Source organism: Dyella sp. (assembly GCF_036568765.1).
Classification (GTDB): Bacteria; Pseudomonadota; Gammaproteobacteria; order Xanthomonadales; family Rhodanobacteraceae; genus GSA-30.
This window is the reverse complement of sequence record NZ_DATCRY010000203.1, coordinates 19,780-34,581: the sequence shown is the minus strand read 5'-3', so window position 1 is coordinate 34,581 and position 14,802 is coordinate 19,780. Positions and strand designations below refer to the sequence as shown.

The 14,802-nt window shown below is 60.7% G+C and carries 9 protein-coding genes and 1 riboswitch; of the genes, 8 read left to right on the top strand and 1 reads right to left on the bottom strand.

Features of this window, described 5'->3' with window-relative positions; translation table 11 throughout:
- Positions 1-14 precede the first annotated feature (14 nt).
- From VIM98_RS14205 to VIM98_RS14180, 6 genes are all read left to right on the top strand, one after another.
- Positions 15-1,097: an ATP-binding protein gene (locus VIM98_RS14205; RefSeq protein WP_331993761.1), complete on the top strand. Its 1,083-nt coding sequence runs from the start codon at positions 15-17 to the stop codon at positions 1,095-1,097.
- A gap of 9 nt (positions 1,098-1,106) precedes the next feature.
- Positions 1,107-3,431, top strand: coding sequence for a DUF5682 family protein (locus VIM98_RS14200; RefSeq protein WP_331993760.1), 2,325 nt, complete (start codon positions 1,107-1,109; stop codon positions 3,429-3,431).
- Positions 3,406-4,617, top strand: a complete 1,212-nt coding sequence (locus VIM98_RS14195; protein WP_331993759.1) for a VWA domain-containing protein — start codon at positions 3,406-3,408, stop codon at positions 4,615-4,617. The genes VIM98_RS14200 and VIM98_RS14195 overlap by 26 nt, the downstream gene beginning before the upstream one ends.
- Positions 4,618-5,437: 820 nt before the next feature.
- The gene (locus tag VIM98_RS14190; RefSeq protein ID WP_331993758.1) at positions 5,438-10,081 is read left to right on the top strand and encodes a YadA-like family protein; all 4,644 of its coding nucleotides are present in this window, start codon (positions 5,438-5,440) and stop codon (positions 10,079-10,081) included.
- A 44-nt stretch (positions 10,082-10,125) separates the two neighbouring features.
- Positions 10,126-10,947: an OmpA family protein gene (locus VIM98_RS14185; protein WP_331993757.1), complete on the top strand. Its 822-nt coding sequence runs from the start codon at positions 10,126-10,128 to the stop codon at positions 10,945-10,947.
- 70 nt (positions 10,948-11,017) lie between these two features.
- A riboswitch (Fluoride riboswitch) is annotated at positions 11,018-11,079 on the top strand.
- A gap of 75 nt (positions 11,080-11,154) precedes the next feature.
- Positions 11,155-12,471, top strand: a complete 1,317-nt coding sequence (locus VIM98_RS14180) for a voltage-gated chloride channel family protein (RefSeq protein ID WP_331993756.1) — start codon at positions 11,155-11,157, stop codon at positions 12,469-12,471.
- Between the two features lie 139 nt (positions 12,472-12,610).
- Here the strand turns inward: VIM98_RS14180 and VIM98_RS14175 are convergent, their stop codons facing one another.
- Positions 12,611-13,243 (bottom strand): TetR/AcrR family transcriptional regulator, encoded by a 633-nt coding sequence (locus VIM98_RS14175; protein ID WP_331993755.1) that lies wholly within the window; start codon positions 13,241-13,243, stop codon positions 12,611-12,613.
- A gap of 83 nt (positions 13,244-13,326) precedes the next feature.
- Between VIM98_RS14175 and VIM98_RS14170 the strand changes: the two genes are divergently transcribed.
- Entirely contained in the window at positions 13,327-13,848 is a 522-nt protein-coding gene (locus tag VIM98_RS14170) for a hypothetical protein (RefSeq protein WP_331993754.1), read from the top strand.
- Positions 13,849-14,190: 342 nt separating this feature from the next.
- Complete coding sequence (locus tag VIM98_RS14165) at positions 14,191-14,748, top strand: DapH/DapD/GlmU-related protein (RefSeq protein WP_331993753.1); 558 nt, start codon at positions 14,191-14,193, stop codon at positions 14,746-14,748.
- Positions 14,749-14,802 lie beyond the last annotated feature (54 nt).

Below are 14,802 nucleotides of genomic sequence, written 5' to 3'. Positions count from 1 at the left end.
ACGCCGGAGTTCCGATGACTGCTTCTGTCTTGCGCCAACATGCCGAACACCAGTTCGCCGAGGAGCTCGAGGAGCTCCAAAAGGTAGATAACCGCAAGCGCCCCACCAACTGGCAGCTTTCGCCCTGGGCGGTCGTGACCTATCTGGTGGGCGGAACGCTGGAGAACGGCTTCAAGGTCACGCCTAAATACATCGGCAGCCGTCGCTTGATGGAGGTGGCGGTCGCCACCGTCGCCACCGATCGGGCATTGTTGCTGTTCGGCGTGCCTGGCACGGCCAAGTCGTGGGTATCCGAGCACATGACCGCGGCGATCAGCGGCGAATCGACCTTGCTGGTGCAAGGCACGGCCGGTACCAGCGAAGAGCAAATCCGCTACGGCTGGAACTACGCGCAACTCCTCACACATGGTCCGAGCGAGAACGCCCTGGTACCCAGCCCGATGATGCAGGCGATGCGGCGCGGCAAGATCGCGCGCATTGAAGAGCTCACCCGCATTCCCGCCGACGTGCAGGATTCCTTGATCACCGTGCTCTCCGAAAAGACATTACCCATTCCCGAGCTCGGTTCGGAAGTGCAGGCTGTGCGCGGTTTCAGCGTCATCGCGACGGCCAACAATCGCGACAAGGGGGTCAACGAGCTTTCCAGCGCACTCAAGCGCCGCTTCAACACCGTGATTCTGCCCGTGCCGGCCAGCGAAGAAGAGGAGGTGTCCATCGTGGTCAAGCGTGTCGGTGAGTTGGGCCGCGCGCTGGAGCTGCCCGCCGAGCCGCCGGCTGCCAAGGAGGTCGCGCGCGTCGTGCGCATCTTCCGCGAGTTGCGCAACGGCCAGACCGAAGACGGTTCGGCCAAGCTCAAGTCGCCGACTTCCACACTGTCTACCGCCGAGGCGATCTCGGTGATCAACAATGGCATGGCGCTTGCCGGTCACTTCGGCGACGGCGTGCTGAGCGCGGCGGACCTCGCGGCCGGCATGCTCGGCGCGGTGGTAAAGGATCCTGTGCAGGACCAGGTCGTCTGGGCCGAATATCTCGAAACCGTCGTCAAGGAGCGTAGCGACTGGAAAGACCTGTACCGCGCCTTCCGTGAACAGCTGTAACGGCAAGCTATGGGCGATAACGTTTCCCTATTCGGCATTCGTCATCACGGCCCTGGCTGCGCGCGCAGTCTGCGCACGGCGCTGGAGAGCCTGCGTCCGGATTGCGTGTTGATCGAAGGGCCGGCCGGTGCCGAGCCGCTGCTTACGTATGTGGCCGATGTCGGTCTCGATCCCCCGGTCGCCTTGCTTTCGCACGCGGTGGACGATCCTGCGCTGGCCGTATTCCATCCCTACGCTCTCTATTCACCCGAATGGCAGGCGTTGCGCTGGGCGAGCGCCGCTGGCATACCCGTGCAGTTCATGGATGTGCCGCCTTCGCTGACACTGTCGTGGCAGAAGGCCAGACGGGACGCCGCGGCGACAATGCCTGAAATCGATGCCGAACAGGCGCAAGCAGACACGATGCAAGTTTCGGCCGACGCGTCGGCCGAAACGGCCGATATCGCCATCGGCGACACCCCGCGCGACCCTTTGGACTGGCTGGCGCGTGCTGCCGGCTACGGCGATGGCGAAACTTGGTGGAACCTGATGGTGGAGGAGCGCGGCGACGGCGAGGGCCTGTTCGAGGCGATCGCCGAAGCGATGACCGTGCTCCGTAGCCAGGCGCCGCAACGTCCTCGTGCGGACCAGGAGCAGGAAGATATTCGCGAAGCACACATGCGCAGCACGATCCGTTCTGCACGCAAGCAAGGCTATGCGCGCATTGCCGTGATCTGCGGAGCATGGCATGTGCCAGCACTGGCCGATGCGGGCGCTGCCGCCGCGGATGCGCGTCTGCTCAAGGGGCTGCCCAAGCTGAAGACCCAGACCACCTGGGTACCATGGACCTATCGCCACCTGAGCGCTGGCAGTGGCTATGGGGCAGGTGTTTCCGCGCCGGGCTGGTACGACTACCTGTGGCGTAACGAGGGCAACCATGCCACGCGCGCGGTGGGTTGGTATGCGCGCGTTGCCCGCCTGCTGCGCGACAACGAGATCGATTGCTCCTCGGCGCATCTCATCGAGGCCACCCGCCTGGCCGACACGTTGGCGGCGATGCGCGACCGTCCCGCGCCAGGCCTGGACGAGATCGGCGAGGCCACGCGCAGTGTGATCTGTAATGGCGACGATGTGCCGATGCGACTGATTGCCGATGTGTTGCTGGTGGGCGAGAGCATGGGTGCCGTGCCGCCGAATGTCCCGACCGTGCCATTGCAGCGCGACGTCGAGGCCGAACAGAAGCGCCTGCGCCTAAGGCCCGAAGCGTTGAGCAAGACGCTCGACCTCGACCTGCGCAACGACAACGATCTGCAGCGCAGTCACTTGCTGCATAGGCTGGCGCTGATCGGTATCGAATGGGGGCATATCGCATCGGTGGGAGCGTCTTCGCGGGGTACGTTCCACGAGATTTGGACGCTCGCTTGGCAGCCGACCTTTCCGGTCGAGCTCATCGTTGCCAGTCGCCATGGCCAGACGCTGATCGCCGCTGCCAGCCAATGCGCCAGTGAGCAAGCGCGCACTGCGCCGTACCTGGCCGACCTGGCGAAACTGATCGATCGTGTCTTGTTGGCCAATCTTCCGCAGGCGGTCGCCTCCGTGGTTGCCGCGCTTGAAGCGAGGGCGGCAACCGACGCGGATCCGCTAGCCTTGCTTGCGGCATTGCCTGCGCTGGCCAATGTCTACCGCTATGGTAACGTGCGTCAGACCGATAGCGCCCAGGTCAGCCATCTGTTCGACAGCATGTTGCTGCGTGCGTGCATTGGTCTGCCGTTGGCGCTATGCGATCTCGATAACGGCCCCGTCGAAAATGCCCGAACTGTGCTACTCGGCGCGGATCGTGCACTCTCTCTGCGTCAAGGCGAGGAGCAGACCCGGACATGGCAGGCCGCGCTGCGTAAAGCTGCGTGCTCCGATATGACCGCTCCGCTCCTAAGCGGGTTATGCACGCGCCTGTTGCTGGATGTCGCCGTGTTGTCGCCCGAACAGGCGCAAGAGCGCTTGCAGCGCAGTCTTTCTGCCGGTGCCGAACCGCGGGAGGCGGCCCAATGGCTGGATGGTTTCCTCAATCGCAACGCCGCGATACTGCTTCATGGCGACACGGTATGGCCATTGATCGATCGCTGGCTTGCGACCCTGAGCGACGAGCATTTCTTGCGCGTCGTGCCGCTGGTGCGCCGCACGTTTGCCGCCTTCGAGGCCGGCGACCGGCGCGATTTGGGCCAACGCGTGCGCCAACCGCAAGCCGCGGCACCGATCGTAGCTAACGAATGGAACGAGGAGCGCGCCTTGCGTGCGTTGCCGATGCTGCGCGAACTGTTTGGAATCGCCGATGCAAAAGTTACCGATGAAACCTGACACGACCGTCGAAGATGCGGTCGTTTCCACGACACGCGAGCAGCGTTGGCGCATGGTGCTCGGCAGCGATGCCGAGGTGAGCTGCGGTGCGCTCGGTGGCACCCTCCGGGATATGGATGCCGCACTCTCGGTCCTCTACGAGCCCGATGGCCCCGGCGGTCTGAAGCGTCGGGGTGGGCGGGGTGGCTCCGCGCCGAACATAGCGCGCTGGCTTGGCGATATCCGCAAGTACTTTCCGTCGTCCGTGGTGCAGGTCATGCAGCGTGATGCGCTGCAACGGCTCGATCTGAAGCAGATGCTGCTTGAGAAGGAAATGCTCGAAGGCGTGCAGCCAGATGTGCATATGGTCGCCAATCTGATTGCGTTGTCCAGCGTTATTCCCGCAGGCACCAAAGAAACCGCGCGCATGGTCGTGCGGCAGGTCGTCGACGGACTGATGCGCAAGCTGGAGGAGCCATTGCGCGCGGCCATCAGCGGGGCGCTCGATCGCGCTCGCCGTAATCGCCGTCCTCGCCATGCCGAAATCGATTGGCAACGCACCATTCGCGCCAACCTGCGTCATTGGCAGCCTGAATATCGCACGATTGTTCCGCAGGAACTCATCGGTTATGGGCGCAAATCGCGCAAGCCGCAGCGCGAGGTGGTTCTGTGCATCGACCAGAGCGGCTCGATGGCCGCCTCGGTGGTGTATTCGAGCATCTTCGGCGCCGTCATGGCTTCGTTGCCGGCGGTATCCACCAAATTAGTGGTGTTCGACACCACCGTAGTGGACATGAGCGATCAATTGGACGATCCCGTGGACCTGCTGTTCGGCGTGCAGCTCGGCGGCGGTACGGATATCCATCGCGCCGTGAGCTATTGCCAGGGGCTGATCCGCGAACCTCACAATGCCATCCTGGTGTTAATCTCCGATCTCTACGAGGGCGGCGTGGAAACCAAGTTGCTGGCACGCGCGCGGGAACTGGTCGATGCAGGCGTACAGTTCATCGCCTTGCTGGCGCTCAGCGATGAAGGGCGGTCTTCTTATGATGCCGGGCTAGCTGCGAAGCTCGCAGCATTAGGCGTACCTTCGTTCGCATGTACGCCCGATGCGTTTCCGGCGTTGATGGCAGCAGCCATTCGCCGTGACGATGTCAATCAATGGGCGGCGCAACAGGGGTTGATGACGACACGCGCTTCGGCCTAAGTGCTGGCTCGAATACTTCCACTTGACGGATTTTTGCGTCGTCGTTCCTTCATGCCCATCCTCTCCCCGGCGAAGCCAGGGAGAGGGTGCGAGTTGCCCGAGTGCGAAGCATTGAAGTTTTCCTCTGCCATTCATTGAGGTGGCGAATTACGCGTATGAATGCGGAGGCTTTGTGGGGGCGGCATGGTTTGCATCGTAATTTATTACGTTTCGAGCGCCTAAGCGGCTCCGCGTCGAGCGCTTTTGAATGAATAAGCCAGAACATAATTGCGCGTTCTAATAAAAGATATGCGCATTTGTTCTTTCTCGATAATGTTTTTTGACGCGAGATGATTTGGCGATCCGGTCAACGAATATAAAAGCGTTAGATTTTTAAAATAGATCGTGGCAATTTGTGATGTGGGTCGTATTTATTTTGTTTTTCACTACTCACAAATTTTTCTTTTAGCTGCCATCCTTCAGGCGCGACAGCCTTGTTTCGGTTTTAAGCAACTAGAGATATTTCAAATCAGTTGTGGAAATAGGGTGGACCGAACATAAGGATGTTGCACAAACAGAACGAAGCGAATCAGGCTTGTTTTCCTGGTCACGCCGTTTCGTTCAGTCCTTCGACACAAAACAGGGGTGCAGGGTTCCCGGCCGCCGAGCGCATCGACTCGATTCCTGAATTTTCCAGAAAAACGTTCATGCCATAGCGTGAGCGCCGGATGTTTTTCATCCTGTGCGAGGGTTTGACGCATGTGCGTAGGGTTTTCTGCGCCCGTTATTTTTGGCTTCGCCCGTGCTCCTGATGCCAAATCAGTCATTAAGGGAGTCTGGCATGAACAAGATTCATAGCAAGGTCTGGAACAACGCCTTGGCGCAAGTCGTGGTGGCCTCGGAGTTCGCTACGGGTCGTTGTGGCCGTATCGCCGATCGGCGTGATGGACGCCATCGGCCGGCCTTGAGTCGTCTCAGCCTGGGGGTGCTGAGCGTATTGATCGCGATAGGTGGGACGGGCTGGATTCAACAGGTCCATGCGCAGTCGGTAGACTGCAATCCATCGCCGTTCAACGCCTATAACGGCACGGCATCTTGCATGGGCCTTGGGGCTACCGCCAATGGCCTTGGAGCGACTGCATTGGGCGCCATCTCCAATGCTTCCGTGCTGGGTGCGCTCGCGGTGGGATATGCCGCACAGAGCACAGGACAGAACGGTGTAGCTGTTGGCTTTCAAGCCAACGCCGCCTTCATTAACTCTATCTATATCGGAGCGCGTACCGCGGCCGGCACGGGAGCGTTAGCTAGCAGCGCTATCGCCATGGGTACCGATGTCACGGCTTCCGGTAACTCTTCGATGGCATTGGGAACCCAGACGGTCTCCACGGGAAGCAACGCGATTGCCATCGGCATCATCGCTAGCGCCACGGGTCCCTCGTCGATCGCTCAGGGCGATGGAGCCTCGTCAGCCTCTACCAGCAGCGTAGCCATCGGAACACATGCTTCGGCCGATGTGAACTCCGCCAATAGCGTAGTCATCGGTAGCGCATCCAAGGCCGTCGGTGCTTTGAATGCTGTCGCCCTGGGCACGTCCGCTCAGGCGAATACGGGTCAAGCCACCGCGTTGGGCGCCTTTACGAACGCCACCGGCGACGGCGCGACAGCCGTCGGACTTTCGACCCAGAGCCTTGCGACCCATTCGACGGCAATGGGTTGGCAGGCCTATGCAACCGCACTCAATGCACTGTATCTGGGGTCGCGTACGGTCGGCACGGGCGCATCGGCCGAGTCGGCCATTGCCATTGGCACGGATGTGAGCTCATCGGGCACCTATGCCATCGGTATGGGCCTGCAGGCTCAGGCGACTCAGGGCGACGCCATCGCCATCGGCAGACAGGCCACTGCCACTGGTCTGAACTCCATGTACATAGGCTCGCTCCCTAGCGGCATCGCCGGTAGCGGTGCGACGGCGAATAACGCCATTGCCGTAGGTATCGACAATACTGCCAGTGGGGTAGGGGCCGTAGCTATAGGCAACTTTACGGTTGCTTCGGGGGTGAACAGTGTTGCGATGGGCAGTAGTACCGCGACGGCCGAGAATGCCGTCGCGGTGGGACGCGCCAATAATGCGTCTGCCGTCGATGCCACGGCGATCGGTTTTTCATCGTTGGCGCAAGCCGCATCCACGGTCGCGATCGGCGATACCAACACTATTGCTGCCGCGGCTGGTATGGGTTCTATCGCTGGCGGTCACAATTCGCAGGTGAACGGCGGTACCGGCGCGGTGGCTCTGGGCGAAGGGCAGGTTGCCAACGGTAACGGTGCGGTCGCGATCGGCGATCCGAATTCCGCCAACGGCAATGGTGCCGTAGCGACGGGTGCCAACGACACCGCCAATGGCGATGGCGCGGTGGCTATCGGTAACAGTAATAACGCGCAGGGCGTCGGCTCGGTGGCGCTCGGTAACGGTAGCAGCGCATTGGCCGCCGGCGCGGTGGCTTTCGGCAATGCGGCCATTGCTAACAATGCCAACGATGTGGCTCTGGGTTCCGGCTCGACCACGGCCGTAGCCGTGCCCACCGCGAACACCACTATCAACGGCACCACCTATGGGTTTGCCGGTACCACGCCGGCCAGCACGGTGAGCGTGGGCGCGTTGAACACGGAACGCACCATCACCAACGTTGCCGCTGGTCGCATCAGTGGCTCCAGCACCGATGCAATCAATGGTTCGCAGTTGTTCGCGACCAACTTGGCGGTGAACGCAGTGGGTAGCACAGTGACCAATTTGGGCAACACCATCGCGACCAGCATCGGCGGCGGTACGACCTACGATCCGGCGACAGGTGCGGTGACTACCAGTATCACCTATGGCGGCAATACCTATAGCTCGCTGCAGAATGTGTTCAACCAGATCGACGGCGCGGTGGACGGTACGGGCATCAAGTATTTCCATGCCAATTCCACGCTCGCCGATTCGCAGGCGCTTGGCACGGATAGCGTAGCGATCGGCCCGGCATCCACGGCTAGCACCGCCAATGCCGTATCGATCGGCAACGGAGCCACGGCCGGCGCGAACGTGGGCGATGTGGCGTTGGGTGCCGGCTCCAGTACGGCGGTAGCGGTAGGCACCGCGAACACGACCATCAATGGCACCACGTACAACTTTGTCGGTACGACGCCGACCAGTACGGTGAGTGTGGGAGCGGTCGGTGCCGAGCGCACAGTTACCAACGTCGCCGCAGGTCGTATCAGTGGATCGAGCACGGACGCGATCAATGGCTCGCAGTTGTTTGCTACCAATCAAGCAGTGACCGCGGTAGGTGCGACGGTGACCAATCTCGGCAACACCATGGCTGCGAGCATCGGCGGCGGCACGACCTACGACCCGACGACCGGCGCGGTAACGACCAACGTCACCTACGGTGGCAATACCTATAACTCGCTGCAGCAGGTGTTCGATCAGATCGGCGGTGCGGTGGATGGCAGCGGCATCAAGTATTTCCACGCCAACTCTACGCTGGCTGACTCCCAAGCGACGGGTGCGGACAGCGTTGCGATCGGTCCGGTGTCCACGGCCAGCACAACCAATGCCGTGTCGATCGGCAATGGCGCTAACGCGGGGAGCAATCCGGGCGATGTGGCGCTGGGCGCGGGTTCGGCGACCGGGGCCGTGGTGCAGACGGGGAGTGGCACGATAGCCGGTAATACCTACACCTATGCCGGCGCGACACCGACGAGCACGGTGAGTGTGGGTGCAGTCGGCACCGAACGCACCATCACTAACGTAGCCGCGGGCCAGGTCAACGCCAACAGCACGGATGCGATCAACGGTTCGCAGCTTTTCGCAACCGACCAGGCGCTGGAAAACCTCAACAACACTGTCGTCGCCAGCGCCACGCACTACTACAGTGTGAACGACAACGGCGTGCAGGGCGGCAACTACGCCAACAACGGTGCTACCGGCCTCAACGCGCTGGCAGCGGGTGTCGGCGCGACGGCAACGGCAGATGGCGGAACCGCGCTGGGCCAGAACACAGGTGTTTCGGTGCTCGGCGGTGTGGGATTGGGTTCGGGCGCCGTCTCCGACCGAGCCATCGCTCCCACATCGGGCACCATTACCGTGGGCACGAACGTGATCCCGTACAACACCACCGACCGTAACTTGCTCGGCGCGGTCTCGGTCGGCAATGCCGCCGATTTCCGCCAGATCACCAACGTGGCGGACGGTACGCAAGATCAGGATGCGGTGACGCTGCGTCAGCTCAAAGGTGCGATGAGCTCGTTCTCGGTCACGCCGATCAAGTATTTCCATGCCAACTCCACCGCGAGCGATTCGCTCGCGGCAGGGGCGGAGTCGGTGGCCATCGGTCCGCAGACAACGGTCAATGGAGATAATGGCATCGGCATGGGCAACGGGGCGATCGTGCAGCAGACCGCGCCGGGCGGCACGGCGATTGGCCAGAACGCCACCGTGAATCTCGCTGACGGTGTGGCGCTTGGTACCCATGCCACTTCCAACGGTATCCAGGCCATGGCGCTGGGTGCAGGGTCGCAAGCGGCGTTTGCCGGCAGTGTGGCACTGGGTGCGGGATCGCAGACCGATGCGGCAGTGGGTACCGCCAATACCACCCTCGGCGGCGTCATGTATAACTTCGCGGGTACGACGCCAGGGTCGACGGTGAGCATAGGCAGTGTGGGCGCGGAGCGCACGCTCACCAACGTGGCGGCCGGTCGCATCAGCGGAACCAGTACGGATGCGATCAACGGCTCGCAGCTCTATGCCACCAACCAGTCGCTGGACTCGCTGTATACGCAGTTCAACAATCTGGCCAATGTCGTCAACAACCTGCCGCCGGGTGGCGGCAATAGCTCAGCGGTAAACAACACGTACCAGACCAGTCCGGATAACCCATCGCCAGCGTCAGCTTCGGGTGACAACTCGACCGCGGCCGGTGCGGGCTCCACTGCATCGGGCAACAACAGCACCGCGGTGGGGGCCGGAGCCACGGCCAGCGGCGATAACAGCGTGGCTATCGGTGCCGGTTCCGTCGCGTCGCAATCCAATACGGTATCGGTGGGCTCGGCAGGTCACGAACGTACGATCACCAATGTCGCCAATGGTGTGAATCCCACCGATGCTGTGAACGTGAGCCAGCTGGACGATGCCATCAGCGAAGCAAAGAACTGGTCGAAGGATTACGTCGATCAGCGTTTCCAGGGTGTAGACCAGGAGCTCAACCGGATCGGCAACCGAGCCAACGCAGGCATCGCGTCGGCAATGGCGATGGCAAGCCTGCCGCAGGCCTACCAGCCCAATCAAAGTTCCGCGGGCGTGGCGCTGGGCAGCTTCCATGGCGAATCGGGCATTGCCATCGGTGTGTCCACCATTACCGAAAGCGGCCGCTACGTGTTCAAGCTCAACGCTACCACCAACACGCGAGGCGACGCCGGCGTGGGTGCCGGTGCGGGCGTGGTCTGGTAATGCGCGCTTACAGCGCCTCCCAAAAGCATCGAGGAGTTATCGATATGCATAAGTCTTGGAAACAACCGGCCATGGCCGTCGTCGCCGCGTTTGTACTCACCGCCTGTGGCAATGTCAGTCGCGACGTGGCAAAGGACGGCCAGTCGGCCCATGAACTGGTATGGCCGGCACCCGACAGTGTCACGCCCATGCACAAAGGGGGCACCTTCCCGAATCTGGCCAATCTGCGCCAGGTTCGCGCGGGCCTCAATAAACAGCAGCTGGCCGACTTGATCGGTTATCCGCACTTTAGCGAAGGTGTCTGGGGCGTGCGCGAATGGAACTACGTGTTCAACTTCCGCAGGCCCCATACAGACGAAGTGACAGTGTGTCAGTACAAGGTCCTGTTCGACGAGGGCAAGCTTGCACGCAGCTTCTATTGGAAGCCCGAGTCTTGCGCGGCCCTGCTTGAAGAGCCAAAGTCAGTGCCGGTCCAGCAAGTTGTCAGGCAGGAGGCGCAGCGTCGATTCACGCTCTCGGCCGATGCGCTATTTGCTTTCGGCAAAGCCGATGTTTCGCCGGAAGGGAGGAGGGCGTTGGCAAACCTCGCGGCGCAACTGCGCGAGCATGCGGATCAGGTGCACAGCGTGCATGTCGCCGGATATACCGACCGCTTGGGCAGTTCGGCCAGCAACCGGCAATTGTCCGAACGTCGGGCCGGTGCTGTGAGGGATGTGCTTGTCGAGGAGGGAATGGTCGCCACAACGATCGACGTCGAAGGACACGGTGAGAGCGATCCGGTGAAAGATTGCCCCGATGGCCCACGCCCGCAGCTGGTGGCTTGCCTGGCTCCTAATCGTCGTGTCGAAGTAAGAATCGATCGATAAAGCCTTGCTCCGGCAGCGGCCGAACTCGGCTGCTGCCGGACTTTACCGCTTGAATGCAGCTTCACTACACTGCGCGAACGGAGATGGCATGCCTCCGCGAACCGCCTTCGGGCTGATGATGCCTACGTATCCCGGGTCCCTGGGCGTAGGTGTGCGCGCTTTTCGCATTGGGATTCCGGGTGTTCAACAACCCTCTTTGGAATCCGCATGCGGCATATTCGTTCGTTGGAGCAGTGGGAACTGCTCTCTTACATCGGCAAATGGCTTCTTATTGCCTGCGCGGCTGCTGTCCTGGCTGGCACAGCCTCCGCCTTTTTCCTGATCGCCCTGGAATGGGCAACCTCGACGCGTGAAATCCATGCCTGGTTGATAGGCTTGCTTCCGTTGGCAGGGTTTGCGGTGGGTTGGGCATACGATCGGCTGGGCAAGCCGGTCGAAGCCGGGAACAACCTCATCATTGACGAAATACACGATCCCCGAAAGATTATTCCTCGCCGCATGGTGCCCTTGGTTTTTCTGGGCACTGTTGCATCGCACCTGTTCGGTGCTTCGGTGGGGCGCGAAGGAACAGCCGTCCAGATGGGCGGTGCGCTTGCGGACCGGTTGACACATGTTTTTCGCTTACGACCGGAAGATCGCCGTGTACTTCTCATGGTGGGCATGAGCAGTGGGTTTGCCGCAGTGTTCGGTACACCGCTGGCAGGCGCCCTGTTTGGCCTGGAAGTGCTCGCCATCGGCCGGATGAGGTACGACGCCTTGTTCCCTTGCGTGATGGCTGCGATTGTCGCCGACAGGGTATGTCTTGCCTGGGGAGTGCATCACACAGTCTACATAGTCGATCAGGTGCCGACATTGAACTGGATTGCCGGGGCGAGCGTGATTGTGGCCGGAATGATTTTCGGAGGGGCCGGCCTGCTTTTTGCCTCGGTGACTCACAAAGTGGGCGGATGGATGAAGCAGTGGATCCGGTACGCGCCGCTTCGTCCTTTCCTGGGCGGCGCGGTTATCGCGATATCGGTGTTTTTGCTGCATACCCAGCGCTATATCGGCCTGGGTATTCCGACGATCGTCGAGGCGTTCCAGCATCCGTTGGCGCACTGGGATTTCGCCGGCAAATTTGCCTATACGGTCGCCTCGCTGGCATCCGGCTTCAAAGGCGGCGAAGTCACCCCGCTGTTCTACATCGGCGCAACGCTCGGCAATGCGCTTGCTCCCTGGTTGCACTTACCTGTCGCCATGCTGGCGGGGCTGGGTTTTGCTGCAGTCTTTGCGGGTGCGGCAAACGTACCTCTGGCCTGCACGGTGATGGCCATCGAACTCTTCGGTCCATCCATTGCGCCCTTTGCGGTTATCGCTTGCGTGGTGAGCTATATGTTCTCCGGGCATGCTGGGATCTATCGGGCGCAGCGACTCGGACACGCTAAACATGTCCGTCATCTCCCCGAAGATATGCGTCTCGCCGAAGTAAAGGCTTATCGGAGGCGCCTGCGCAGGTCTTCCATCGCTGACGGTGCAGACCAGTGAGGTCGGAGTGTTGTATGTACGGCCCTGGCTTCTATGACGATGACATCGTAGGAAAGGCTATCGTATGCCCAGCTTTTCATGAGTGGCTACGCAGCCGGTCGAGATGGATGACCATGCGGCGCCATGGTGCTGCAGGCGGTTATCGGCGAGGTTCCGTACAGAGCTTCATAAAATCCTCTGCAGCTTGTTTGGCCTTATGTTCGATCTCCCGGGTGCTTGGTGCCTCTCGCATGCACAGCAGCATACTCATCATAAGATCGCCCCAGAGCAGTGCCAGGTAGCGAGCACTCAAGTCATCCAGGTTGTCGGCAGCGATCAACCTGGATGATTGCGCCTGTGCGAGGATGTCGCGTACAGCCGAGCGTGTCGCCTGGCGAGCCGAATCGAGCGTCGCGGCTACCTCCGGCGCGCGTTGTGCCTCTGTGATGGCAAGCCGAAAGACGGCAATGACTGTAGGGTGGCTTACCTCGCGCAGGATGGTTGCGCCGAGCTTGGCAAGCACGTTCGCGAGCTCTTCGCGATGGTTTGGCTGCGGTAATTGGGCCGCTAGTTGCATGCGTCCGGCGCGATCGGCAATACATGCGGTAAGCATCGCTTGCTTGCTGCCGAACAAAGCATACAGCTCTCGCTTCGAAACTTGGGCTCGTGTCGCGATCTTCAAGGTGCTTGCTTCGGTGTAACCGAGCTCTACGAAGGTCGCCATAGCCGCGTGCAGGATTCGCTCACGCGCTTGCTGCGGGCCGGATTCGCTGGTATTCCCTTGCTTCTTCACAACTGACCTCTTGCATTGGTACTTCTTGGTACCGTAGCATGATCTCCATGGTACTCACCGGTACCGTGGCACTGGAAACCGCTATGCAGACGGCCAACATTTTTACGATGCAACTTATCCTGGGTTATATCGCCTGGGCGCTTTGCTTTCGCAAGTATGCCTGGCCCCGGCTCCGGGCCATGGATCGTGTCGAGGCTCATCGGGCTATTGCGACGTTACACAGCTTCCGATTTGTCGGGCTTGTTTTTATCGTTCCTGGCGTCGTCGGCTCTCAATTGCCGAATAGTTTTGCGGTCTTCGCCGCCTATGCCGATTTGGCGACTGCCGTGCTTGCTCTACTTGCTCTGCTTACCGTGCGGGTCAAGTCGGTATTCTGGTTTTTCGTTGTCGCTTTCAATGTCGTAGGGGCGGCCGACTTTTTGCTCGACTATTACCACGCCGTGCGAGCCAACCTTCCGATGGTGGCAGGGCAGTTGGGCGCTGCGTACGTGATTCCGACGTTGGTTGTTCCCATGTTGATGATCACGCATATCGCAGCGTTTCATATGCTGCGGCGTCCTTCGGTGACTTCAGAAGACAGTGCGGGTGTGGTTCCGACGCACTGAGAAATATGCGTGTCGTGAGGGCGCTTGGAGCGAGGGGGGCTCCGCGACCCGAATCACCGCGACTGGTGGACATCCAACATGGCGTGCTCAAGCTCGGGATGAGCGTCGTCGACCTTGCGCTGGCGGTCCGCAATTTTATTCGGGCTCTTGCTCTGATCCCTTCGGATGGCGGGGTATCTTCTCGTCCATATGTGGCAACCGGGGGCGGAAACATGTCCGTCTTATGCTGGAGGCAGTTATCCCAACATTTGTTCAAAGGGAATACATCGCGTCGGGTTGGGTGCCACGGGATTTATGTGATAAAGAAATTGCCTTTACTTGCGCCCAGAAGGAAAGTGACGGATGGCGGACGATAGCCGCACCCTATGGATTCGTCGCGGGACGCCGGAGTCGGCAGCCATGCAGGCGAAGCTCAGGCGAGCCATGGCTATCACTGCCATCATCAATCGTTTGACGTTCGAGGATGTGGACGAAGTCCGCTCGCTGTTCGGCGAGCTCATTGGTAAGACATTGGATAAAAGTTTTCTGTTGATTCCGCCGTTCTACACCACCGGTGGCGTCGACATCAGCGTTGGCCGCAATGTCTTCATCAATCAGAACTGCACTTTCTATGACCTGGGCGGGCTCGATATCGGCGACGATGTGATGATCGGGCCAAACGTGAGCCTTATTACCTCAGGCCATCCGATCGAACCGTCCCGGCGGCGCGATGGTGTGACTGCCCGCCCGATAGCCATCGAGCGGAACGTCTGGATCGGTGCCGGCGTAACGGTAGTTGGTGGGGTAACCGTGGGCGAAAACTCGGTTATCGCGGCGGGGGCAGTAGTCACCAAGAATGTTGCACCGAACACCCTGGTTGGGGGGAACCCGGCAAAAGTCATTCGCTCGATTGACGGCTAATGGCTGCAATCGTTTTGGAAGGCACTCTAGAGGTAGCCCGCGGGCCTTCAATCC

Excerpts from the sequence above, each read along its gene's own strand:
- VIM98_RS14205 (WP_331993761.1), top strand. The coding sequence starts at position 15 with ATGACTGCTTCTGTCTTGCGCCAACATGCCGAACACCAGTTCGCCGAG.
- VIM98_RS14200 (WP_331993760.1), top strand. The coding sequence starts at position 1,107 with ATGGGCGATAACGTTTCCCTATTCGGCATTCGTCATCACGGCCCTGGC.
- VIM98_RS14195 (WP_331993759.1), top strand. The coding sequence starts at position 3,406 with ATGCAAAAGTTACCGATGAAACCTGACACGACCGTCGAAGATGCGGTC.
- VIM98_RS14190 (WP_331993758.1), top strand. The coding sequence starts at position 5,438 with ATGAACAAGATTCATAGCAAGGTCTGGAACAACGCCTTGGCGCAAGTC.
- VIM98_RS14185 (WP_331993757.1), top strand. The coding sequence starts at position 10,126 with ATGCATAAGTCTTGGAAACAACCGGCCATGGCCGTCGTCGCCGCGTTT.
- VIM98_RS14180 (WP_331993756.1), top strand. The coding sequence starts at position 11,155 with ATGCGGCATATTCGTTCGTTGGAGCAGTGGGAACTGCTCTCTTACATC.
- VIM98_RS14170 (WP_331993754.1), top strand. The coding sequence starts at position 13,327 with ATGCAGACGGCCAACATTTTTACGATGCAACTTATCCTGGGTTATATC.
- VIM98_RS14165 (WP_331993753.1), top strand. The coding sequence starts at position 14,191 with ATGGCGGACGATAGCCGCACCCTATGGATTCGTCGCGGGACGCCGGAG.